Here is a 21756-nt window from a genome sequence, read left to right as displayed (position 1 = left end):
CGTGCCTCTTTCGTTTCAAGCTATTGACAAGTTTTGAAGCTCCGCCGCAGCCTGTCGTCAAATTCGAAATTATCTGCGGACCGCCTTAATGCACATCAGGACACTACTATCTATTAGCTTGTTTACTTCAATTCTGGCTCCAGCGGTGGCAACCGCAGCCAGTTGCGACATCTGGTTGAGCAAAGAATTTTTTTCCGTTTCCACACCCGACGAGATTCAAGCTTGTCTGGACGCGGGGCGCACACTGTCAGAGCGCAGCGACAACGGCGAGACCCCGCTTCACTTCGCGGCAACTGCAGGATCCCCTGAGTCCGTCCTGCACTTGTTGAGATTGGGCGCCGACGTTTCCCTGACAACAGCCACGGGTCGCACCCCGCTTCATTCAGCCGCCGAACAAACAGACCACAGTGCGGTGATCAGCTATCTGTTGCTCTGGGGCAGCGAAATTGACAAGCGAATTCCTCCGGATACTTGCAGGATTGGGACCTGTGCTGACAGTGCATTGCATCTGGCAGCAGACCGCCCCGATGCAGCGCCCATCCTTGCGGCACTGTTACTGGGTGGTGCAGATCCGAATAGCGCCGACGCTGAAGGCCGCAAACCGCTACAGCGAGCTGTGACAAGCGCGGGGCTTGCAGAGGTCGACGTCCTTTTGCGCGGCGGCGCAGGCGTCGACGAAGTGGACTTCGACGGCAACACCGCCCTGCATGTTGTCACAAGGAACACGTTGAACGAATTGGCAATTGCCGAACGCCTGATCGCCGCGGGCGCGGACGTCGACCATCAGCGTGATGACGACGTAACTCCCTTGATCTCGGCAGCTTATTATACCGAAAATCCTGAAGTCTTCGCACTGATGATGAAACACTCCGAAGACCCGTGCCACAGTTCGTCGACAGGAACAACGGCCTTGACAGGTCACGCCTACAACAAGGCACTTGCCCAAGATGAGGCCTACTGGAAACTGCATGAACAGTGCCCCAAACAATGAGACGACTTTTCACGCTGACCCGAGCCCTTTTGGTGCTTGGTGTTGTACTGTTTACACTTGCCTTCAACCTCCTGACTTTCGCTTATGCCCCTTTGGCAGGTCTCATGATGGCGGCCGCGCAAAAGCTGGCGGTGCAGCCTGTGCTCTCAACGGCTTCGGAACTCGCAGCAGCGAAAAACGGGGAAAAGGATGCTCGGCGCCGTTCCGATAAACTTCAACAAGACCTCGAAACGGAACGAAAAAGGTACCGGCGGGCCGCTGATGCCAACGCCTCCCTTAAGTCGTCTAATGTCACGCTGAAAAATGAACTCGATGAACTCAAAAAAACACCCCGCCTGAGCGCATCCAACCTCACGAAAATCGATACCCTGACAACACGGATCGTTAGACGATCCAGCATCAACGCAACTCGAAATCTCGCTTCGATGGTCTTGGAAGGAATTCCCGTGGTTGGCGCCTTGACGATCGTTAGTGTTACAGCATTGGAAGTGTCCGATGCTTGTGAAACGGCGAAGGAGATGGGAGAATTGCGAGGTCTCGCCAATCTACCCGACGTGGAAAACTCGGACCTTCTTGAAGCGTGCGCCAAAATACCATCCTTGAGCCTTTCGGCAACGCTTACCCTGCAGCAATGTCGCAAGCACGCGCAAAGGATGGAAAAGGAACTCGGCAAAGATGCCGCCGCGCCGGTTCACTACAAATGCGACTGCCTTGAATTGCCAGATGGCTGCCCCGGCGAGGACTTGCAGACCGTTAAAGTGCCTCCACCAGCTCCAACCCTACCCTGACAGGAATAACACTCCCCAAACCTTTACTCATTCATCCGTCACCCGGACGAGCAAATTCGTCAGAGAGCCAGGCCCAACTGGCGCAGCTTGGTGTTTTCCGCCGCACAGAACAACCCGTCCCGCAGGCGTTCCGGCGTGCAGGGCAGCCGCAGGGAGGTGTCTGCGATGGCGCTGCGCTCCAGCGAGGTATCGTCGCGCACGAACTCGGACGACATCACAAGGATGGTCAGCATGGGGTTCGTGCGGCGCAAAGAAAGCAGGACATCCACTGCTTGTTCCAGCGGCCCGAAGACGTCGATGTTCACCAGAAAGGCTGCGCCGTCGCCGTCCACCCGCTCCGCGATCCGCAGCGCGTCGCGGACCTGTCCGAAGACCGTCACCGACGCCACCCAATCACCCAGCCCGCCAAGCTGGTCCGCGATGCCGTCGTGGGGCGCTTGCAGGATAAAAAGGTCCAGGTCCCAGATCTCCGGCGCGCGTCCGCCCGTGTCGGGGTCAGTGAGCGTGTCATAGGTCGCAAAGGCCCGTTCCGCCGCAGCCACAGCGCCTCTCCGGGTCCGAAGGAAATGAACCTCTGCACTTTCCGTCCAGAGCTCGTTGCGTTTGGTCCCCACGGGCAAAACCTCTTGTTGCGGGCCAGAGCCCGTGTTTCCGTATCTGCTTTCTGTTGGCGGCGTTCAACTTAGTGGTGTGGAAACGATCCCAAACCCCCGCAACGCGGTCAAGCAACCAGAGAAACAGGAGGCCATTTTTCGCCTATCGCGTGCAGGAGCATTTCTGCTGTTGTCAGCGTCCAGCGCTGGAACTTCACCTGACGGGCTATTACTCCCAGACCACAGGCATTCACGATATTAAATATTTAAATGCAAAATATTACGCGACATTCTTAAAGTTTCAGGGGGCCTGAATGCGCACAGAGGGAACCCGAAACAAAGCGACATGAAGTTTTTGCAGACGGTGGCATATTCTTGCCCAAACGCCTTGACCGCCGCACACATTCCGCGCAGCCGCACCAGGACTGCCAGGTAAGCTACCGCTTGACGACCCCCAGGTCCAACACAACCCCCGCGTGATCACTGGCATGCGGACGATGAAGCCCGGTTTCCGGCAGACGCTCGGCGCCTTCCGGCCCCGCCTCCCGTCCCATTCCGGCGCGCAGGACCTGCGGCACGACCCCTTCGAGCCGGGCGGCCAGCATGGGTGAGGCGATCAATCCGTCGGGCGCGCCATAGCGCCGCTCATCTGGCTGGAAATAGGTCCAGCGCTCGGCCTCGGGCAGCCGCAGCATCAGGTTTTCGCCAAGCGCCTCAAGCGGTGCCACGGCCCGTTCGGACGCCGTTCCCGGCTCGTTCAGGTCCCCCGCCACCAGCCACAGCGGTCCGGCGCGCGCCACCAACCGCGCAAGCGCCTCCGCCTCCAGCCGCCGCACCGCCCAGGCCCGCGCCGCATCCGGGTATGGCGCCTTGAAATGCACGACGAAAAGCGTCAGTTCGCCAAAACGCAACTCCAGACCGTCGCGCCGAAAGATCGGTAGATCGCGGGCCATGTCCTCGGGCGGATCAAGCCCCAGGTCCTCGGGTGTCACCCCCGCGTGGCTGGCGGCATGACCCCAGGGACTGCGCGACATGATCGCCACGTCCAGGCCACGCCCATCGTTGCCCGGCAGGCACAGCCGCCAGGGATAGGGCGCACAGTGTTGCATCAGATAGCGGTCGTGAAAGGCATCCAGGCTGGCCTGGTCAAAAACCTCCTGCAAGGCCAGCACGTCGGCATCCGCCTGCGCCAGCAGTGCCGCGGTCAACCGGCGGTCCGCCTCGTCCAGCGCCGGGCTTTCGTCATCGTCACGGTCGCGCGCTCCGAAAACCGTGCCATCCGGCATCAAACGCAGGTTCTGCATGTTCAGGGTCGCGATCCGCATGGCTCACAGTCGGACCGGCCCCGCACCGGGGTCAAGCCCGCCCGTGCAACCGGGTTTGACCGGAATCGCTTGTGACGGAATACTGAGGGCGCATTTCTCGGAGTTTTGCCCATGAAAAAGCTTGTTTTGGCACTTTTCGGCCTGCTCGCCCTGCCCGCCCATGCGGCCGAGTTGCGGGTGATCGGCATGACCAACGATGCCATCGACATCCAGGCCCCGGACCCGGCCATCGCCTGCACCCATAGGATCACCGGCCAGTTTGCACCGGGCGATGCCGACCGCATGGCCCGCAGCCTGCGCAGCTCCATCGAAGGCTGGCGCAGCCAGAACCGGTACGGCGTTTCCGTCATCTGCCTGGACAGTCCCGGCGGCGCCATTTCCGAAGCGTTGAAACTGGGCGCGGTGCTGCGCGAGATGGCCATTGGAACCAAGCTCGAGGCCGGTGCGCGCTGTGAAAGCGCCTGCGCCTTGCTGTTCATGGCGGGCAGCTTTCACGCCCATGAAAGCGGCTATTACAAGTGGCGGGTCATGCATCCGACGGCGCGGCTTGGGTTTCATGCCCCCTCGCTGCAGGTCGAACGCGGCGACTACGACGCGGCGACCGTCACCCGCGCCTATGCCCTGGCGATGGAGACCTTGGCCCGCACCGTCGAGGATCTCATGCAGAACCGTGGCTTCGAGGACGGCGAACACCTGAAACCTTCGCTGATCGCCACCATGTTACGCACCCCGCCGGACCGCATGTTCCATGTCGAAACCGTTGACCAGGCCGGCCGCTGGGGGATCACGATCGGGCCGCTGCGCCCCACCTCCCAGACAATGACAGAGATGGATTTCCGCCGTGCCTGTGCCAACCAGAAAGCCTGGGGCGCGGATGAAAGCGCCACGTCGGACATCTACTGGCAACAGAAATTCGTCAACTGGAAGACCGATCAATGGGGCGAAACCGTCGAGGTCATCACCAATGACATGACCGGCGAAGGCTGCGAATACTCGGTCCCCAAGGGCGCCGCGCGCAGCAAGCGTGTGCCGGTCTCGCAGGTTCAATACGGGTATTTCTCGCTCCTCGAGGCCGCGGATCCGGGACTGCGCCTTGACCGGTTGCCCTATTGATCCGCGACTGCCCCGTTTCACGGGCCATCGGCCCCGGAATGCAGCGGTTATTGCACCAGCGCGATCCTGCAATCGGTGCCCAGAGGTGTCAGGCGGGCCGGCGCAATCGCAAGGCCGACGAAATCGTGGACGATCGCGGCCAGCAGGTCCTCGACCGGCGAGAGACTGTCCAGGATCGGCGAGAGCAGTCCGCCGACGAGGCCGGTTGTCAGGTTGGCCAGAGGCAACTGCCCCAGCAAGCTCAGCAGAGCGGAATCCAGTTCCGACAAGGTGCCTTCTAGCCGCGGCGCCACAACGGCCGTCCGGTGCCGCGCAATGTCCCGCGCCGTGAACCCGATCTCCTGCGGGGCGGATTGCACCAGCGCGATCTCATCGCGCACGGTCAGCCCCAGCGCCGTCAGGTCGATGTAGAGATCCACCAGCCCGGCCTGCACCGGATCGAAGATCGCCACCGGCTCGCCGCGCGCGGCAGCATGACAGCTGGAGGCGCGGTCGGTCAGTCTCGCCTCGGCATGGGCGACGCGCAGCGACAGGTCCAGCGTCACCAGGCCCAACAGGTCCAGCCCCTGAACCGCCAGCCGGATCTGCGCGGTTTCCGCATAGGCCTCGGGCGTGCCCGGTTCGACATTGGCGACGATGCGGCGCGGTTCGACGATGGTCAACGACACCGGCACATCGGCCAGTGGCCCCAGGTCCGCACGCAGGTTCAGGTCCAGCGCATGTTCGCCCAGAAGTTCGACGGAGCCGAAGACAAGATCGCTGCCGCTGATGAAAGACCCGGGGATACGGGTGCCGATCGCCATGCCCCGGGTGCCGGAATCCAGGTGCAGTATATCGCCCAGGCGCAGGGCTGCATCCGGCGCGTTCACCTCGGCACCGACCGCCAGCGACAGGATCCGCGACAGGGCAATATCCGCCTCCAGCACGTCGCCGTAGGTCAACGGCGCGTCGAGATCGACAGAAAGCGTTTCCAACAGCGCATCGGTGCGCAGGAACAGCGCCCCCTCGGAACAGATCGCATCCAGGTCTGCGCCCAGGGTCGGCTCGAGCGCACCGTGAAACAGGTTGAGCGACAGCAGGCAGTTGGCGAGGCTGAAACTCACCCTCTCGCGCGCGACGGCGGTGGCCTGACGGGTGATCACGGTGGCCTTTTCGCGGCCCAGGAAACCGGCCACTTGCATATGGGCATCGGCCACCGCCTTGACATGCGCGGCATTGGGGCGCCGCGGGTCCGTGGATGCGGGCGTAAAGACGCCCTGTTCGAACCGGCCCAGCGTCACCTGCGCCGGTTGCAGCGCGCGGGCGGGAAAGAGGTCATTATACGCCACCGACCGGGAGGCCTGGACAAAGGCCCGCTCTTCGTTACCCACGTGGCGGACGGCCTCGAGGGCGGAAAAATCGGCCTGCGCCTGCACATGGCTGCGATGGTCGTTCAGGAAAAGCAGGTCAATGGTCATGGCCGCGCCCAAAAGCAGCGCGGGCAGGATCATCAAGGTGGCCGTGGTGATGGAACCGCACTCGTTACGCCAGAACATGTCAGCCTCCCATGATGAGGGCACGGCCGACGATCACGTCAGAGCCGCCGTTGAAGGCCCGGATCAAGGGGGAGAACCCGATGCTCGAGGCGTCATAGGTCAGCGTCACCCGGCTCCACCCCGGAATCTCGGCGGGGGAACAGGACAGGCCCGTGATCTTGTCGGGGTCGATCAGCGTCAGAGTGGTGACCATCTCGGGGACCAGAACATCCCCCACCTGGCGGCACAGCGCGGGGTGATCTGGCGCCGCGACCCGATGCTGCAGGGCCTGTCGCGCGACCTCGTAGGTCAATTGCTGCACGTTGCCGATGGTGATGACATAGACCGACAACCAGATGCACCCGGCGATCAGGAAGATCAGCCCCGGAAAGAGGATCGAGAACTCGACCGTCGAGCTGCCCTGTTCATCCTTGACGAGCCGAAGGACCCGTGTTCTTGCCGTGGAAACCAACATGCCACTTATCCTGAATTTGAGAAGCATCAATTACAGGTTGTAGGAAAAATACGGTCCTCGGGCGTCAGGAATGTGGCTGAAATGTGAATTGTTATCCGGGATGCATCTTTGGGCCTTGCCCCGGTCGCGGTTGGCGCTAGCGAAAATCGCGGGAAAAGCCGGGGCCAGGGCCTGTCTCAGGCCTTGGCCTTCTTCTTTTCGGCGACAACCTTTTCGGCCAGATCACGCGCTATGGCAAAGGCGCCCTGGATCTTGTCCTTGTCGCGTTTCCAATCGCGGCGCACCACGATCTTGTTGTCGCGCACCTTGGCAAGTCCATCCTGTGCCTTGATGAATTCGACCAGCCCCTGGGGCGAGGCGAACTTGTCGTTGTGGAATTGGATCGTGGCGCCCTTGGGGCCCCCGTCCAGTTTGGCAATGCCGGCCTTCTTGCACATGGCCTTGATCCGAACCACCAGAAGCAGTGTGTTCACCTCGCGCGGCAGCTTGCCAAAGCGGTCGATCAGCTCGGCGGCAAAGCCTTCCAGTTCCACCTTGGTGGTCAGCCCCGACAAGCGGCGATACAGGCCCAGGCGCACGTCCAGATCGGGCACGTAATCCTCGGGGATCAGCACCGGGACGCCAAGGTTGATCTGCGGCGCCCATTGATCGTCCGCCTCGGACAGGCCATCCATCTCGCCGGCGCGGATCTTGGCGATCGCCTCTTCCAGCATCGACTGGTACAATTCGTAGCCCACGTCGCGCATCTGGCCCGACTGTTCCTCGCCCAGCAGGTTCCCGGCGCCGCGAATGTCCAGGTCCTGCGAGGCAAGGCTGAAGCCCGCCCCCAGCGTGTCGATGCTGCCCAGCACACGCAGCCGCTTTTCCGCCGTCTGGGTCAGTTTTGCCCGCGGCTTGGTGGTCAGATAGGCATAGGCGCGGGTCTTGGACCGGCCCACGCGGCCCCGGATCTGGTACAGCTGGCTGAGGCCGAACATATCGGCGCGATGCACCACCATCGTGTTGGCGGTGGGAATATCCAATCCGGATTCCACGATGGTCGTCGCCAGCAGCACATCGTACCTGCCGTCATAGAAGGCGTTCATGCGGTCGTCCAATTCGCCCGCCGCCATCTGGCCATGCGCGACGACGTAGGACACCTCGGGCACCTGTTCCTTCAGGAACTCCTCGACCTCCGGCAGATCGCTCAGGCGCGGGACGACGAAAAAGCTCTGCCCGCCCCGGTAATGCTCGCGCAACAGCGCCTCGCGGATCGTCACCGGGTCGAATTCGGACACATAGGTGCGGATCGACAGGCGGTCGACCGGCGGCGTGCCGATGACCGACAGGTCACGCACGCCCGTCAAAGACAGCTGCAACGTGCGCGGGATCGGCGTGGCGGTCAGCGTCAGGACGTGGATGTCCGAGCGCAGCTGTTTCAGCCGTTCCTTGTGCTGCACCCCGAACCGCTGTTCCTCGTCGATGATGAGAAGACCGAGGTTGTTGAACCGGATGCCCTTGGCCAGCAGCGCGTGCGTGCCGACGGCAATATCGACGGTGCCCTTGGAAATCCCGTCGCGGGTCAGCGCCGCCTGCCGGGAGGAGACAAACCGCGACAGCGGATTGACCTCCAGCGGGAAGCCCCGGAACCGTTCGGCAAAGCTGTTGTAGTGCTGGCGCGCCAAGAGCGTCGTGGGTGCGATCACCGCCACCTGCACACCCGACATGGCCGCGACAAAGGCCGCCCGCATGGCGACCTCGGTCTTGCCGAACCCCACGTCGCCGCAGATCAGCCGGTCCATCGGCTGACCCGAGTGCATGTCCTCCATCACGTCCTCGATGGCACGCAGCTGGTCGTCGGTTTCCTGGTAGGGGAAACGCGCGGCAAAGGATTCATAGGCCCCCGCCGGCGGGTCCATGATCGGGGCCTTGCGCAGGGCGCGCTCGGCAGCAATCCGGATCAGGCGGTCTGCCATCTCGCGGATGCGCTGTTTCAGCTTGGCCTTCTTGGCCTGCCATGCGCCGCCTCCCAGCTTGTCCAGCAGACCTTCGTCATGGCCATACTTGGACAGCAGTTCGATGTTCTCGACCGGCAGGTACAGCTTGGCCCCTTCGGCATATTCCAGCGTCAGGCATTCATGCGCGGCGCCGGCGGCGGTGACGACCTCCAGCCCAAGGTAGCGACCGATGCCGTGATCGACGTGCACCACCAGGTCGCCGGGGCTCAGAGACTGGTGCTCGGTGATGAAATTCTCGGCCTTGCGGCGTTTCTTGGGCTGGCGGATCAGCCGGTCGCCCAGAACGTCCTGTTCCGAGATGACGGTCAGGCGTCCCTTGTCGCCCGCGGGGTCCCAGGGCGCGACAAAGCCCGCCTCCAGCGACCAGACCGCCAGGTGCAGCCCGCGCTTGTCGATCCGCGTGCCGTTGGCAACGGGGATCGCCTCTGCCAGGCCCTCGTCCTCGATCAGGCCGGTCAGACGTTCCCGCGCGCCCTCCGAGTAGGAAGCGATGACCACCGGCCCATCCTGCAGGCATTTCTGAACATGATCGGCCAGCGTCTTGAAGAGGCTGATGTTTTCCTGCTGGCGCTCGGGCGAGAAATTGCGCCCGATGCGCCCTCCCGCATCCACCACGCCCGGCCCGCTGGCCTGCGGCAGCGGGTGGAACTGCACCTGACGCTTGCCCTCCAGCGCCGCTTCCCAGGCGCCATCGTCCAGGTACAGGGTTTCGGGCGGGATCGGCTTGTAAACCGTGCTGCCAAGGGTCTTTTTCTGGCTCAGGGCGTGGCGGCGTGTCTCGTATTGGTCGGCGATACTGTCCCAGCGCGACAGGCGCGAAGGCGTCAGCTGATCGTCCATCAGCACGGGCGCAGCAGGCAGGTAATCGAACAGGGTTTCCAGCCGCGCGTGGAAGAAGGGCAGCCAATGTTCGACGCCTGCGTGCTTGCGCCCCGCGCTGACCGCCTCGTAGAGCGGATCGTCAGTCCCCGCCGCGCCGAATTCGATCCGGTAGTTCTGCCGGAACCGCGTGATCGCCGCCTCGTCGAGGATGACCTCGGACACGGGCGCCAGTTCGACCACGTCCAGTTTCTCGGTCGTGCGCTGGCTGACCGGATCGAACCGCCGCGCGCCGTCCAGGACGTCCCCGAAGAAATCCAGCCGCACCGGCCCGCCGTCCCCCGGCGGGTAAATGTCGATGATGCCGCCCCGCACCGCGTAATCGCCCGGTTCGGTCACGGTCGGCGCCTGGCTGAACCCCATCCGGACCAGGAAGGCGCGCAGGCCCGCCTCGTCCACGCGGTCACCGACACGGGCGGCAAAGGCCGCCTCGCGCAGCACCTCACGCGCGGGCAGGTATTGCATCGCCGCAGAGAGCGTCGTCAGCAGGACGAACCGCGACGGCCCGCCATGCACCAGCCCCGCCAGCGTCGCCATGCGCGCGGCAGAAATGTCGGCATTGGGTGAAACCCGGTCATAAGGCAGGCAGTCCCAGGCCGGAAAGTGCACCACCGGCATGTCCGGCGCAAAAAAGGCCAGCGCATCGCGCATGGCCGCCAGCCGCTTGTCGTCGCGCGCGATATGGATGACCGGCCCCTTGGCCTTGTCCACCTCGCGCAGCACCAGCCGGGCGTCAAAGCCCTCGGGCGCGCCGCCCATGATGATCCGCTGCTCTGTCATGGAGGCTCAAATGGCGCGCTGCGCGACCGGCGTCAACCTGCCCTTTGGGCGGATCAGAAGGGCAGGACCGTCAGGTTCATGTACATCCCCCACAGCGCGGTGACAAAGATCGACACCATCCCGATGAGCTGCGTCAGCATCCGGTGGATGCGCAGCCGCCGCCACAGCGCCTCTCCCTCGCCCTCGCCTTCACGGATCAGGCGGGCCGACCGCACACTCAGCAGCCCCACCAGCGTCATCGGAAAGGCCAGCAGAAAGACGGCCTGCGCGAACTCGATCCAGTAGCCCGGGTAGAACCCCAGGATCGCCACCCCCGACAGGAAGGCCGATCCGATCGCCACCACCCAGAGGCCGGATTCCTCGGCGATGAACAGCAGGCGGTTGGTGTTGATGCGCACCAGGTCCTCGAGATCCTGCGCCGCCTGCCCGCCGTTGCGGCGCGCGCGCGCGACCATGTCATAGGGCACACCCATGACCCAGTGGCTGGTCGAGGACCAGAGCACGGCAAGGACGATCCAGAACCACAGGTTCGAAAAGCTGCGAAGGTCGATCAGCTCGAATACGGTATCGTACCAGTCCATGTGCCCTGTCCTTGCCTGTGACCCGCCTCATAGCGCGGGCCAATCCAAATGCCCAGAGGGGGCTGGACAAGCCCGCGCGCTCGGGTGCATCCCTTGGCCGACCAATGACGGAGCGCCCGATGCAGCCGACCTTTGCCCCCTTCCCCGCCACCCGCCTGCGCCGCCTGCGCCGCACCCCCGCGATCCGCGCATTGGTTCAGGAAACCACGCTCAGCCCAGCGGATTTCATCTGGCCGGTCTTCGTCCGCGACGGCGAGGGCGTGGTGGAGCCGATCCATTCGATGCCCGGCGTCAACCGCCTGTCGGTGGACAAGGTGGCAGAGGCCGCGGTCGAGGCGCAGGCGCTGGGGATCCCGGCGATCTGCCTCTTTCCCTACACCGACCCCGCGCTCAAGACAGAGGATTGCGCCGAGGCCTGGAACCCGGAAAACCTCAGCAACCGCGCCACCCGTGCGATCAAGGCGGCGGCGCCCGACATCGCGGTGATGACCGACGTCGCGCTGGATCCCTACAACATCAACGGCCATGACGGTTTTGTCGAAGATGGCGAGATCGTCAACGACCGCACCGTCGAGGCGCTGGTGAAACAGGCCCTCAGCCAGGCGGAGGCCGGCGCCGACATCATCGGCCCCTCCGACATGATGGACGGGCGCATCGGCGCCCTGCGCAGCGCGCTGGAGGGCGCGGGCCACCAGAACGTGCTGCTGCTGAGCTATGCCGCGAAATACGCCTCGGCCTTCTACGGGCCGTTCCGCGACGCGGTCGGCGCCTCGGGCGCGCTGAAGGGCGACAAGAAAACCTACCAGCAGGACCCGGGCAATTCCGACGAGGCCATGCGCCTGATCGCCCGCGACCTGGCCGAGGGCGCGGACATGATCATGGTGAAACCGGGGATGCCCTACCTGGACATCTGCCGCCGCGCGCACGAGATGTTCGGCGCGCCCACTTTTGCCTACCAGGTCTCCGGCGAATACGCGATGATCGCGGGCGCAGGCGAACGCGGCTGGGTCGATGGCGAAAAGGCCATGATGGAAAGCCTGATGAGCTTCAAGCGCGCGGGCTGCGACGGGGTACTGACCTATTTCGCGCCCGAGGCGGCTCGCCTGCTGAACGGGTGATCCCTTCCCCTGTCGGCAAGAGGCTTCCGTGCGGTCTCTTGCCGAAAGGCCACAACATGTCGTGACAACCCTTGCCCCCCTGCCTATATTGCGCCGCAACCGGCGAGACAGCCGGACTTGAGGCTATTCGAGGAACAGGCGGACCCATGACACTCAACAGACGTAATGTGACCTTCGGGCTTGGTGCCACGCTGGCACTGGGCGCATGCAACGGCGTCGGAAGCGGCGGCGATGCCCGCATCGACGCGCGGGTCGACCAGACCCTGTCGCGCCTTTATGGCGATTACCCGGCCACCCGCGACCTTGCGGCGAAATCCGTCGGCATGCTGGTCATGCCGGTGGTGACGGAGGCGGGTCTCGGGTTCGGCGGCGGCTATGGCCGCGGCGCCCTGCGGATCAACGGTGCCTCGGTGGACTACTACTCGGTCGCCAAGGCCTCGGGCGGGCTGCAGATCGGCGCGCAACAGTATTCGCACGTCCTGTTCTTCATGACCAACAGCGCGATGGAAACCTTCCGCCGCTCGCCCGGCTTCGCCGCGGGCGCGAACCTGGAATACGCGGTGCTGGAACGCGGCGAGACGCTGGCGGCGGAAACCACCACCTCGCTGGCGCCGGTGATCGCGGTGATCTTTGGCCAGGCCGGTCTGCGCGTTGGCGCGACCCTGGAAGGCGTGAAATACACCCGCATCATTCCCTGACACCCGGGCCCAGGGGCGGCCCGATCACGGACCGCCCGTTTCCCGATGTCTTTCCAAAAGCCTAACGCGTTGTACGTTTTGCCGGAATCGACGTACAAAACGTACGTTTTGTACAAAATTCACGGCCGCCGGCCTCCGCTCAATGATAGCGGAATTCACCCACCACGTTGCGCCATTCGCCCGGCGAGATCATCTTGCGATGGGTGAACCGGACCGAGTGCAACGGCCCCTCGATCTCGTCGTGCCAGAACTCGATGAACTCGAACAGCCGGGGATGATCCGGCGCCAGGTCGTAGTCCTGCCAGATAAAGGTGTTCAGGACATGGGCGTAATCGGGCATGTGATAAAAGAACTCGGCCGTGGTCAGGCCATACCCCTTGAGCATCAGCTCGGTTTCGGACTCCTGCATCGTTTTTACCTCGTTTGACAACTCGTAGGTAAATGCTGCCAAGCAAATCTTTACTTATCAATAAAAACAGTGTGTTAGCAGACGTGACCGCTGGCTGCCAAAATGCGCCCCCGGGCCGCCATTGCACCCTACAGATAGTCTCTGATATACACCTCTCAACAAGATATGGCAGATCAACTGACAGGCCCCTGACGTGAGCGATACGCCCGAACCCCCTGAAAATGCAGACGAAAATCGTCCGGCGCCGCGCGGCCCCTCGATCTCGATCGAAAACGAGATGAAGTCGAGCTACCTCGACTACGCCATGTCGGTCATCGTCAGCCGCGCGATTCCGGATCTGCGCGACGGGTTAAAACCTGTGCACCGGCGCATCCTCTACGCCATGTACGAGGGCAATTACACGCCCGACAAGGCCTATCGGAAGTCCGCGAAATCCGTCGGCGAGGTGATGGGCAACTATCACCCGCACGGCGATTCCGCGATCTACGACGCGCTTGTGCGGATGGCGCAGGATTTCTCCATGTCGCTGCCGCTGATCGACGGCCAGGGCAACTTCGGCTCGATGGACGGCGACCCTCCCGCCGCCATGCGTTACACCGAAAGCCGCCTGGCGAAATCCGCGCTGGCCCTGCTGACGGATATCGACAAGGAAACCGTTGATTTCCAAGACAACTACGACGGCAAGGAGCGTGAACCCACGGTCCTGCCCGCGCGCTATCCCAACGTGCTGGTCAACGGCGCCGAGGGCATCGCCGTCGGCATGGCAACCCGGATTCCGCCCCACAACCTGGGCGAGGTGATCGACGCGACGCTGGCGCTGATCGAAAACCCGGACATGTCGACCGAGGAACTGATCGAATACATCCCCGGGCCGGATTTCCCGACCGGGGGCGTGATCCTTGGCCGCTCGGGCGCGCGCAAGGCCTACCTGGAATGCCGCGGCAGCGTCATCATCCGCGCCAAGACCCGGATCGAGGAGATCCGCAAGGATCGCTATGCCATCGTCATCGACGAGATCCCCTACCAGGTGAACAAGGCCACGATGATCGAGCGCATCGCCGAGGCCGCGCGCGACAAGAAGATCGAGGGCATCGCCCACGTTCAGGACGAATCCGACCGCGACGGTGTGCGCGTGGTGGTCGAACTCAAACGCGACGCCACCGCCGAGGTGGTGCTGAACCAGCTGTTCCGCTTTACGCCGATGCAGGTCAGCTTTGGCTGCAACATGCTGGCGCTGAACGGCGGCAAGCCCGAGCAACTGACGCTATATGGTTTCCTCTCGGCCTTCATCGACTTCCGCGAGGACGTCGTGGCACGGCGCACCGCCTACCTGCTGCGCAAGGCCCGCGAACGGTCGCACATCCTCTGCGGTCTGGCCGTTGCCGTGTCGAACGTCGACGAAGTGGTCGCCACGATCCGCTCCAGCGCGGATGCCCCCGAGGCACGCCAGCGCCTGATGGAACGTCGCTGGCCGGCAGAAGAGATCCTGCCCTATATCGCGCTGATCGACGATCCGACCCACAAGGCCAACGAGGACGGCACGTACAACCTGTCCGAAACCCAGGCCCGGGCCATCCTGGAGCTGCGCCTGCAGCGCCTGACCCAGCTGGGCGTCAAGGAAGTCACCGACGAACTCGAAGACCTGGCCGCCAAGATCAAGGATTACCTCGACATCCTGTCCTCGCGCGAGCGCATCATGGGCATCATCAAGGACGAGATGACCGAGATCCGCAACGAATTCGCGGTGCCGCGCCGGACCGAGATCACCGAATGGGCCGGCGACCTCGAAGACGAGGACCTGATCGAACGCGAAGACATGGTCGTCACCGTGACCCAGTCCGGCTACATCAAGCGCACTGCCCTGGCCGATTTCCGCGCCCAGAAACGCGGCGGCAAGGGCCTGTCCGGGATGTCGACCAAGGACGACGACGTTGTCACCACGCTCTTTGTCGCCAATACGCACACGCAGCTTCTGTTCTTCACCACCGATGGCATGGCCTACAAGCTCAAGACATGGCGCCTGCCGCTGGGCGGGCGAACCTCCAAGGGCAAGGCCATCGTCAACATCCTGCCGATCCCGTCGGGTGTCTCGATTGCGGCGATCATGCCCGTCGACCGGCCCGAGGCAGACTGGGACGACCTGCAGATCGTCTTTGCCACCAACAAGGGCAGCGTGCGCCGAAACAAGCTTTCGGATTTCACCAACGTCATGCGCAACGGCAAGATCGCGATGAAGTTCGAGGATGAGGACATGCGCCTGATCAACGCGCGCATCTGCTCCGAGGATGACGACGTCATGCTGGTGACGAACTCTGGCCGGGCGATCCGTTTCCCCGTGCCCGAGGTCCGCGTCTTCAACTCGCGCAATTCCACCGGCGTGCGCGGCGTCCGCCTCTCCAATGGCGACGAGGTCGTGTCGATGTCGGTGATCCGCCATTTCGACGCCACATCGGACGAACGTGCCTCCTACCTCAAGATGCGGCGCGCGATGGCCGGGCTGACCGACGAGGCCGAGCCCCCCGAAGAAGAGGAAGGCAATGCCGACAGCGCCATCACGCAGGAACGCTATGCGCAGATGTCGGCGGCGGAAAACCTGATCCTGACGATCACCGCCAAAGGCCTGGGCAAGCTGTCGTCGAGCCATGACTACCCGGTGCGCGGCCGGGGTGGCATGGGCGTCACCGCCTGGGAGAAATCGATGCGCGGCGGCGAAATCGTCGCCTCCTTCCCGGTCGAGCTTGACGACCAGATCATGCTTGCTACGTCGACCGGTCAGTCGATCCGCGTGCCGGTGGACGGCATTTCCTTCCGGTCGCGCAGCGCGGGCGGGGTCAGGGTCTTCAACACCGGCACGGGTGAAACCGTGGTTTCCGTGGCCTGGATCGCCGATCAGGGCGAGACGGACACCGAAACCGAGCAGGACTAAAACAGACTAGGGATTTCCGGCGCCATGCGCATCATTTCACTCCTGATTACGCTGGTGGCCTTTGGCGCGGGTGTATTCTTCATGTACGCACGTTACGAACGCTACCAGCAGAACCAGAGGATCGAGGCACAGAACGACCGCAAGAATGACGCCAACCGGGTCATCAAGCTGATCAACTCCTTTGACGGTCGGTCGCGCGATTGCACCGACTGGTTCGTTGGCCTGTCGACCGGGAGTTTCGATCTGCCGACAACCACGCCCAGAACCGCGCTTATGTTCAGCGAGTCCTGCGGCGAGAGCATGGTCAAACGTGCGGACGAAGCCAGCGACCTGGTCAACAGGCTTGCCTCGCAGGAAGAGTCGCAGCCGGGCCGTACGGAGTTCCTGACCGAGGCCCGCGCCCTGATCGAGGCCTATCGCAGCCAGTCCGACGATTTCTCGCAGGCCTATAGGATCCTGAGCACGGCGCCGGACCAGGACGCCCGGTCTGCCCTGCGCCCGCAGGTGGCCCAACTGGTCAACCGGGCGATCCCTGCCATCAATCGGGGTCTCGGCAATCTCGAATCCGCGCGCAAGGCGTTTATCTACCCCAACAGCTGATCCGCGTTCATTCCAAATGCAAAAGGGCGGGGCCGCAATCGCGGTCCCGCCCTTTTGCATTGCCGGTATCAATCCGTGCCCGAGGCCGAGCCCACGGCAAGCACCGCCAGCACACCGCCCGCGATGATCGCCGGGGCCAGTGCAAAGGGGTCACCATCGGCGACCGCCGCACCATCGACTCGGCGGCAAAAGCGCAAGACCTGTCCGTCACGCTCTTCGGTGTCGGGGCGACAATTGTAGGTGACACCGTTGGCGCCCAGCACCTGCACTGTGTAGACAGGCACGCCGGACGGACCGATCACCCGGGCCTCGGTCGTGGCCTGGGCAAGAGCAGGCTGCGCAAGACCGGCGCAGAGGCCCGTGGCCAAGAGAATCTGTTTCATGATCGTTACTCCACTGACTGGTTCAACGATCCCTGTCGTGCCAAAGCACAGCCGGGGCCGAAACGGGAAAAACGCGCGGCTTGGATCAGGACGCGCGGGCCTCGGCAGACACCCGCGCGCGCCCTTATCAAAGTCCGTAGATGGCGCTGAACTTCTCTTCGAGATAGTCGAGCAGCGGCGCCTCTGAGGGCGCCGCGCCACTGGCCTTCTCGATCACCTCGCGCGGGGCGTAGAGGCCGCCATGCTGCTGAAGGTTGTCTCGCAACCAGTCCGTGGCGCCCGAGGTATCGCCCTGTGCCAATTGCCCGTCCAGCCCGGGCACGGCATCGCGCAGCGCCTTGTAAAGGCAGCCTGCATAGACATTGCCCAGCGAATAGGTCGGGAAATAGCCGAACAGACCGGCGGACCAGTGCACGTCCTGCAGAACCCCGTCCGAGGGCTTGTCCACCGCGAACCCGAAATCGGCCAGGAAACGGTCGTTCCAAGCGGTTTCCAGGTCATCGACCTGCAGGTCGCCGGAAATCAGCGCCCGTTCCAGGTCAAAGCGCAACAGGACGTGCAGGTTGTATTGCAGCTCGTCCGCCTCGGTCCGGATATAGCCGTTGCGCACCTTGTTGACCGCGGCATAGAACCCGTCTTCGTCGGCGATGCCGATATCCCCGAAGGTGTCCCGCATCTGGCCATAGAGCCAGCCGGTGAAGGCGCGCGAGCGGCCCAGCTGGTTCTCGTAGATCCGGCTCTGGCTTTCATGCACCCCCATCGAGACCCCCGCCCCCAGCGGCGTCAGGCGGTAGGTCGGGTCGATGTTCTGTTCATAGCTGCCGTGGCCGACCTCGTGGATGGTCGAGTAGAAACAGTTGAACGGTTCCAGCGGCATGGTGCGCGTGGTGATGCGCACATCGTCACCCGAGCCGGAACTGAACGGGTGCACCGCCTTGTCCACCCTGCCCCGCCGCATGTCATAGCCAAAGGTCTTGGCCAGCAGGCGGGCCAGTTTCATCTGCCCGGCCTCGTCAAAGGCACCGGACAGGCCCTGTGGTGCCGGTTTCGCCAGCACGGCCTCGCGAAGCGCGACCAGCCGGGGCCGCAGGGCGCCGAACATCGCCTCCAGGTCGGCGGCCTTGGCACCGGGTTCATAGTCATCCAGCAGCGCGTCATAGACATCGCCACCCGCGGCCAGCGCAGCGCCCTCCTCTTGCCTCAGTGCGATGACCTCTTTCAGCGCCGGGGCAAATGCCGCAAAATCGTCATCCGCCCGCGCCTCGGCCCAGATCACGTGGCTGCGGCTGACCATGCGGGCAATTTCCGAGGCAAGCCGTTCGGGCACACGCACGCTGCGGTCATGGCTGCGCCGGATGTGGCGCAGTTGCGCGCGGGCGACCGGATCGAGGTTTTCCTCGGCGATCGCCGCCAGCCAGTCCCCGATGCGCGGGTCTGTGCGACGCTGGTGCAGGATCGCCTCCATCGCGGCGCGTTCATCGCTGCGCTGGTCTGCCGCCCCGCGCGGCATCATGGTTTCCTGGTCCCAGCTCAACCGGCCCGCGACCTGCGCCAGCGCCTCGGTGTCGCGCTGGAAGGCCATCAAATCGTCGTATGCACTCATTCAGCTCGTGCCTCTTATGCTTTGTGGTGCGGGATAGCGCGCGGCAAACCGCGCCCGCAATATCAGTGCCAATAGTGCCACCGCCCCCAGCTGGTGCACGATGGCAATATGCCAGGGCGCGACATACACAACCGTGACGATACCCAGCACAACCTGCACGAACAAGACGGCAAAAACAGCGTTGAACCGGAAGCGCGTATCCCGGTTGGCGGACCGCCGCGCGCGCAGCCAGACCACGACACCGAAGGCAAACAGCAGATAGCCCGTGACGCGGTGCATGAACTGCACCAGCCCGGCATTTTCGAAGAAGTTCCGCCAGAGCGGCTCGAAGTCGAAGGCGTTCGAGGGGAAGACCTCGCCGCCCATCAGCGGCCAGTCGTTATAACTGCGGCCCGCATCGATCCCGGCCACCAGCGCGCCCAGCAGGATCTGCAGGAAGGCGAAATGCATCAGCCCCGTTGCCATCGAGAACAGCTTTGGCTCGGCGCTACGCCGGGCCTGCATCAGGGCGCGTTCCTCGTAGGTCAGGTGATAGACGTACCAGGCGATCAGCCCGAGGATGACAAAGGCCAGCCCCAGGTGCGTTGCCAGGCGATAGGAGGCCACGTCCAGCATTTCGCCGCCCAGGCCCGAAGACACCATCCACCAGCCGATGGCCCCCTGCAGTCCACCCAGGGCCCCCAGGCCCAGCAACCGCCCTGTCCAGCCCGGCGGGATTGCCTTGGCCAGAAGAAATCCGAAAAAGCCCAGGGCCCAGACAAGGCCGATCACCCGGCCAAGTTGGCGATGACCCCATTCCCACCAATAGATCGTCTTGAACTCGGACAGCGACATGCCCTTGTTCTGCAGCTGGTACTCGGGGATCTGCCTGTATTTCTCGAACTCGGCATCCCACTCGGCTGCGTTCAACGGCGGCAGCGCCCCTGTGATCGGTTTCCACTCGGTGATCGACAGGCCGGAATCCGTCAAACGTGTCAGCCCACCGACCGCGATCATCACCACCACCAACAGGAAAAGCAGCATCAGCCAGAGGCGCACCGCACCGCGCGCCCCGCGTTTCCCCGCGTCGATCATGCCGCCTGCCGGGGCCGCCGGTTTCTGCGTGCCCTCGCTCACTTCCTCGAACAGCTTGCGTTTCTCTGCCATCCCAGCCTCCGCATTTTGACCGGACAGTAGAGCGCCCGACCGGGGCCTTCAAGCGGCCCCCCTGCGGCATGTCGCGGGGTCCGGAATACCTCCGTCAGGAATGCCTGACTTATGAAATGCAGGGGCAAACCGTAAATTATGGGCACAGGTTAACGAAGACGACCACCAAGACACCAGACCCCGCCAGACCATCGACCCAAAGGACCAGACCCATGAAAAAGCTCATTCTCTCCGCCATCGTCGCCGCAACTGCAATGACCGCCTCGGCCGCCTCGGCCACCCAGGCATGGATCGGCAACAACCACCTGAACGCCCGTTCCGGCCCCGGTGTCCAGTATCACAAGCTGGGCGTGTTCAAGCCCTGCACCCCGGTGCATGTGGTGAAGTTCACCCGCGATTACTATGGCAACCCGACCTGGTACAAAGTCTACTTCAACCACAACTACTACTGGGTGAAGGCCGACTACGTGCAGGGCCACGCCTGCCACTGGACCCCGAAAAAGCAGCACTGGGGCCACAAGAAGCAGCACTGGGGCCACAAGAACCACTACTACAACTACTGATCCCTTCCTCCCGGGCGCCGGTTCCTCCTCCCTGGCCGGCGCCACCTCCCCTCGCGGACCGATCCCAACGGATCGGTCCGTTTTTTCTTGTTCCGATCACTGCGCACACTCCGGGTCCCTGGAAACCGGTTTCTGCTGCACCACAGGGTCGGGAATACCTCCGTCAGGAATGCCTGACTTATGCCCGCACCGCGAAAGTCATAGGTTGGTGTCACGGAACAAGACGACCACGAAGACCAGCAAACACGACAGATCAAAGACTTAGTTCAAAGGACCAGACCGATGAAAAAGCTCATTCTCTCCGCCATCGTCGCCGCAACCGCCATGACCGCCTCGGCCGCTTCGGCCACCCAGGCCTGGGTCGGCAAGACCCCCCTGAACGCGCGTTCGGGTCCCAGCACACATTACCAGGTGCTTGGCGTCTTCAATCCCTGCACCCCGGTCCACATCGTCGCCTACAAGCACGGCTGGGCCAAGGTGAAGTTCCAGCACAACTACTACTGGGTTTCGTCCAAGTACCTGAGCAACCATTCCTGCCACTGGCAGCCCAAGAAGAAGAAGTCCTGGGGCCACAAGCAGAAGAACCACTACTACAACTACTGATCCCTTCCTCCCCTTGGCGTCGGTCTCCTCCTCCCGGACCGGCGCCCCTCCCCAGGACCGATCCCCTCGCGGATCGGTCCTTTTGGTTTACGGGGACAACGGGCGTCCGGACCAGGCCGGCAAGGCGGTCAGGAATGCCTGACTTATGGCCCGGGCGGGCAAGGTTTATCTTGGGTCCACAGGTTAACGAATTTCCGATCACCGGCTCTTGCCAGAAGAATATAGACCCCAAAGGACCTATCCCATGAAGACCTTCCTCATCTCCGCTGCCGTCGCCGCCGCAACGCTCGCCGCCTCCGCCGCTTCGGCCGGGCAGGCCTGGGTCGGCCAGAACCACCTGAACTACCGCACCGGACCGGGCCAGAACTACCCGGTCGTGGGCACCTTCAGCCCCTGCACCGCGCTTGACACCTATGACACGCAATACGGCTGGGTGCAGATCCAGTACCAGGGCCAGTACTACTGGGTGCATGGCGACTACATCCTGAACTACGCCTGCACCTATACCCCGCCGAAAAACACCTATACCGCGCCGAAGAATACCTACACGCCGCCCAAGAAGAAGGGCTACTCGGGTGGCTATTCCGGCGGTTACTCGGGCGGCGGCAACTACTGACCGCGGCCCATCCCGGCGCCGGTTGTCCTCCCTGGCCGGCCCGGCCTTCTGGCGG

20 protein-coding genes are annotated in these 21756 nt (G+C 63.5%); 10 read left to right on the top strand and 10 right to left on the bottom strand.

Going from position 1 to position 21756, the window contains the following annotated elements:
- Positions 1-88: 88 nt before the first annotated feature.
- Both G9Q80_RS07535 and G9Q80_RS07530 read left to right on the top strand, forming a co-directional pair.
- Positions 89-991 (top strand): ankyrin repeat domain-containing protein, encoded by a 903-nt coding sequence (locus G9Q80_RS07535; RefSeq protein ID WP_088713852.1) that lies wholly within the window; start codon positions 89-91, stop codon positions 989-991.
- Positions 988-1779 carry a hypothetical protein gene (locus G9Q80_RS07530; protein WP_133066349.1) on the top strand — a complete coding sequence of 264 codons (792 nt, stop codon included), beginning with the start codon at positions 988-990 and terminating at the stop codon, positions 1777-1779. Before G9Q80_RS07535 ends, G9Q80_RS07530 begins: the two co-directional genes overlap by 4 nt.
- 59 nt (positions 1780-1838) lie before the next feature.
- Here G9Q80_RS07530 and G9Q80_RS07525 read toward each other — a convergent pair whose 3' ends face one another.
- Both G9Q80_RS07525 and G9Q80_RS07520 read right to left on the bottom strand, forming a co-directional pair.
- Positions 1839-2393, bottom strand: a complete 555-nt coding sequence (locus G9Q80_RS07525) for a hypothetical protein (protein ID WP_043138652.1) — start codon at positions 2391-2393, stop codon at positions 1839-1841.
- Between the two features lie 416 nt (positions 2394-2809).
- Complete coding sequence (locus G9Q80_RS07520) at positions 2810-3697, bottom strand: endonuclease/exonuclease/phosphatase family protein (RefSeq protein ID WP_088713853.1); 888 nt, start codon at positions 3695-3697, stop codon at positions 2810-2812.
- Between the two features lie 111 nt (positions 3698-3808).
- Between G9Q80_RS07520 and G9Q80_RS07515 the strand changes: the two genes are divergently transcribed.
- The gene (locus G9Q80_RS07515) at positions 3809-4810 is read left to right on the top strand and encodes a COG3904 family protein (RefSeq protein ID WP_074620644.1); all 1002 of its coding nucleotides are present in this window, start codon (positions 3809-3811) and stop codon (positions 4808-4810) included.
- A gap of 47 nt (positions 4811-4857) precedes the next feature.
- Here G9Q80_RS07515 and G9Q80_RS07510 read toward each other — a convergent pair whose 3' ends face one another.
- From G9Q80_RS07510 to G9Q80_RS07495, 4 genes are all read right to left on the bottom strand, one after another.
- Positions 4858-6345 carry a Tad domain-containing protein gene (locus tag G9Q80_RS07510; RefSeq protein WP_088713854.1) on the bottom strand — a complete coding sequence of 496 codons (1488 nt, stop codon included), beginning with the start codon at positions 6343-6345 and terminating at the stop codon, positions 4858-4860.
- 1 nt (position 6346) lies between these two features.
- Positions 6347-6799 (bottom strand): TadE/TadG family type IV pilus assembly protein, encoded by a 453-nt coding sequence (locus tag G9Q80_RS07505; protein ID WP_069208904.1) that lies wholly within the window; start codon positions 6797-6799, stop codon positions 6347-6349.
- A 176-nt stretch (positions 6800-6975) separates the two neighbouring features.
- Entirely contained in the window at positions 6976-10455 is a 3480-nt protein-coding gene (gene mfd / locus G9Q80_RS07500) for a transcription-repair coupling factor (protein WP_088713855.1), read from the bottom strand.
- Positions 10456-10508: 53 nt separating this feature from the next.
- Entirely contained in the window at positions 10509-11036 is a 528-nt protein-coding gene (locus tag G9Q80_RS07495; protein WP_043138639.1) for a hypothetical protein, read from the bottom strand.
- Between the two features lie 119 nt (positions 11037-11155).
- On the opposite strand from G9Q80_RS07495, the gene hemB reads away from it, so the two are divergent.
- Both hemB and G9Q80_RS07485 read left to right on the top strand, forming a co-directional pair.
- Positions 11156-12154, top strand: coding sequence for a porphobilinogen synthase (gene hemB / locus G9Q80_RS07490; RefSeq protein ID WP_088668557.1), 999 nt, complete (start codon positions 11156-11158; stop codon positions 12152-12154).
- Positions 12155-12300: 146 nt separating this feature from the next.
- On the top strand, positions 12301-12852 hold the full coding sequence (locus G9Q80_RS07485) for a lipid-binding SYLF domain-containing protein (protein ID WP_069208907.1): 552 nt from the start codon (positions 12301-12303) through the stop codon (positions 12850-12852).
- A gap of 139 nt (positions 12853-12991) precedes the next feature.
- Here G9Q80_RS07485 and G9Q80_RS07480 read toward each other — a convergent pair whose 3' ends face one another.
- Positions 12992-13261: an usg protein gene (locus G9Q80_RS07480; protein ID WP_043138631.1), complete on the bottom strand. Its 270-nt coding sequence runs from the start codon at positions 13259-13261 to the stop codon at positions 12992-12994.
- 193 nt (positions 13262-13454) lie between these two features.
- Between G9Q80_RS07480 and gyrA the strand changes: the two genes are divergently transcribed.
- Together gyrA and G9Q80_RS07470 are read left to right on the top strand one after the other, a co-directional pair.
- A complete protein-coding gene (gene gyrA, locus G9Q80_RS07475; RefSeq protein WP_088713856.1) occupies positions 13455-16187 on the top strand; it encodes a DNA gyrase subunit A in 2733 nt (910 codons plus the stop codon).
- Between the two features lie 24 nt (positions 16188-16211).
- Complete coding sequence (locus G9Q80_RS07470; protein ID WP_043138625.1) at positions 16212-16787, top strand: hypothetical protein; 576 nt, start codon at positions 16212-16214, stop codon at positions 16785-16787.
- Positions 16788-16855: 68 nt separating this feature from the next.
- On the opposite strand, the gene G9Q80_RS07465 is transcribed toward G9Q80_RS07470, so the two are convergent.
- The 3 genes from G9Q80_RS07465 to ctaA all read right to left on the bottom strand — a co-directional run bounded on the left by G9Q80_RS07465 (position 16856) and on the right by ctaA (position 19919).
- A complete protein-coding gene (locus tag G9Q80_RS07465) occupies positions 16856-17170 on the bottom strand; it encodes a hypothetical protein (protein ID WP_052244327.1) in 315 nt (104 codons plus the stop codon).
- A 127-nt stretch (positions 17171-17297) separates the two neighbouring features.
- Positions 17298-18773, bottom strand: coding sequence for a carboxypeptidase M32 (locus tag G9Q80_RS07460; RefSeq protein ID WP_088713857.1), 1476 nt, complete (start codon positions 18771-18773; stop codon positions 17298-17300).
- Positions 18774-19919 (bottom strand): heme A synthase, encoded by a 1146-nt coding sequence (gene ctaA / locus G9Q80_RS07455; protein ID WP_088713858.1) that lies wholly within the window; start codon positions 19917-19919, stop codon positions 18774-18776. It lies immediately after the preceding gene.
- A gap of 212 nt (positions 19920-20131) precedes the next feature.
- On the opposite strand from ctaA, the gene G9Q80_RS07450 reads away from it, so the two are divergent.
- The 3 genes from G9Q80_RS07450 to G9Q80_RS07440 all read left to right on the top strand — a co-directional run bounded on the left by G9Q80_RS07450 (position 20132) and on the right by G9Q80_RS07440 (position 21701).
- Positions 20132-20482 carry an SH3 domain-containing protein gene (locus G9Q80_RS07450; protein WP_069208912.1) on the top strand — a complete coding sequence of 117 codons (351 nt, stop codon included), beginning with the start codon at positions 20132-20134 and terminating at the stop codon, positions 20480-20482.
- 282 nt (positions 20483-20764) lie between these two features.
- Positions 20765-21085 (top strand): SH3 domain-containing protein, encoded by a 321-nt coding sequence (locus G9Q80_RS07445; protein WP_088713859.1) that lies wholly within the window; start codon positions 20765-20767, stop codon positions 21083-21085.
- Positions 21086-21329: 244 nt separating this feature from the next.
- Positions 21330-21701, top strand: a complete 372-nt coding sequence (locus G9Q80_RS07440; protein ID WP_043138614.1) for an SH3 domain-containing protein — start codon at positions 21330-21332, stop codon at positions 21699-21701.
- Positions 21702-21756 lie beyond the last annotated feature (55 nt).

Source organism: Mameliella sp. LZ-28, assembly GCF_012274245.1.
Classification (GTDB): Bacteria; Pseudomonadota; Alphaproteobacteria; order Rhodobacterales; family Rhodobacteraceae; genus Antarctobacter; species Antarctobacter albus.
The sequence above is the reverse complement of the archived record's forward strand: the minus strand, read 5'-3'. Positions and strand labels throughout refer to the sequence as shown.

What these genes read in the sequence shown, in the direction of transcription:
- G9Q80_RS07530 (WP_133066349.1), top strand. Translation starts at nt 988, where the DNA reads ATGAGACGACTTTTCACGCTGACCCGAGCCCTTTTGGTGCTTGGTGTT.
- G9Q80_RS07470 (WP_043138625.1), top strand. Translation starts at nt 16,212, where the DNA reads ATGCGCATCATTTCACTCCTGATTACGCTGGTGGCCTTTGGCGCGGGT.
- G9Q80_RS07440 (WP_043138614.1), top strand. Translation starts at nt 21,330, where the DNA reads ATGAAGACCTTCCTCATCTCCGCTGCCGTCGCCGCCGCAACGCTCGCC.
- G9Q80_RS07515 (WP_074620644.1), top strand. Translation starts at nt 3,809, where the DNA reads ATGAAAAAGCTTGTTTTGGCACTTTTCGGCCTGCTCGCCCTGCCCGCC.
- hemB (WP_088668557.1), top strand. Translation starts at nt 11,156, where the DNA reads ATGCAGCCGACCTTTGCCCCCTTCCCCGCCACCCGCCTGCGCCGCCTG.
- G9Q80_RS07495 (WP_043138639.1), bottom strand. Translation starts at nt 11,036, where the DNA reads ATGGACTGGTACGATACCGTATTCGAGCTGATCGACCTTCGCAGCTTT.
- G9Q80_RS07450 (WP_069208912.1), top strand. Translation starts at nt 20,132, where the DNA reads ATGAAAAAGCTCATTCTCTCCGCCATCGTCGCCGCAACTGCAATGACC.
- G9Q80_RS07510 (WP_088713854.1), bottom strand. Translation starts at nt 6,345, where the DNA reads ATGTTCTGGCGTAACGAGTGCGGTTCCATCACCACGGCCACCTTGATG.
- G9Q80_RS07460 (WP_088713857.1), bottom strand. Translation starts at nt 18,773, where the DNA reads ATGAGTGCATACGACGATTTGATGGCCTTCCAGCGCGACACCGAGGCG.
- G9Q80_RS07445 (WP_088713859.1), top strand. Translation starts at nt 20,765, where the DNA reads ATGAAAAAGCTCATTCTCTCCGCCATCGTCGCCGCAACCGCCATGACC.
- G9Q80_RS07480 (WP_043138631.1), bottom strand. Translation starts at nt 13,261, where the DNA reads ATGCAGGAGTCCGAAACCGAGCTGATGCTCAAGGGGTATGGCCTGACC.
- G9Q80_RS07535 (WP_088713852.1), top strand. Translation starts at nt 89, where the DNA reads ATGCACATCAGGACACTACTATCTATTAGCTTGTTTACTTCAATTCTG.
- mfd (WP_088713855.1), bottom strand. Translation starts at nt 10,455, where the DNA reads ATGACAGAGCAGCGGATCATCATGGGCGGCGCGCCCGAGGGCTTTGAC.
- G9Q80_RS07465 (WP_052244327.1), bottom strand. Translation starts at nt 17,170, where the DNA reads ATGAAACAGATTCTCTTGGCCACGGGCCTCTGCGCCGGTCTTGCGCAG.
- ctaA (WP_088713858.1), bottom strand. Translation starts at nt 19,919, where the DNA reads ATGGCAGAGAAACGCAAGCTGTTCGAGGAAGTGAGCGAGGGCACGCAG.
- G9Q80_RS07505 (WP_069208904.1), bottom strand. Translation starts at nt 6,799, where the DNA reads ATGTTGGTTTCCACGGCAAGAACACGGGTCCTTCGGCTCGTCAAGGAT.
- G9Q80_RS07485 (WP_069208907.1), top strand. Translation starts at nt 12,301, where the DNA reads ATGACACTCAACAGACGTAATGTGACCTTCGGGCTTGGTGCCACGCTG.
- G9Q80_RS07520 (WP_088713853.1), bottom strand. Translation starts at nt 3,697, where the DNA reads ATGCGGATCGCGACCCTGAACATGCAGAACCTGCGTTTGATGCCGGAT.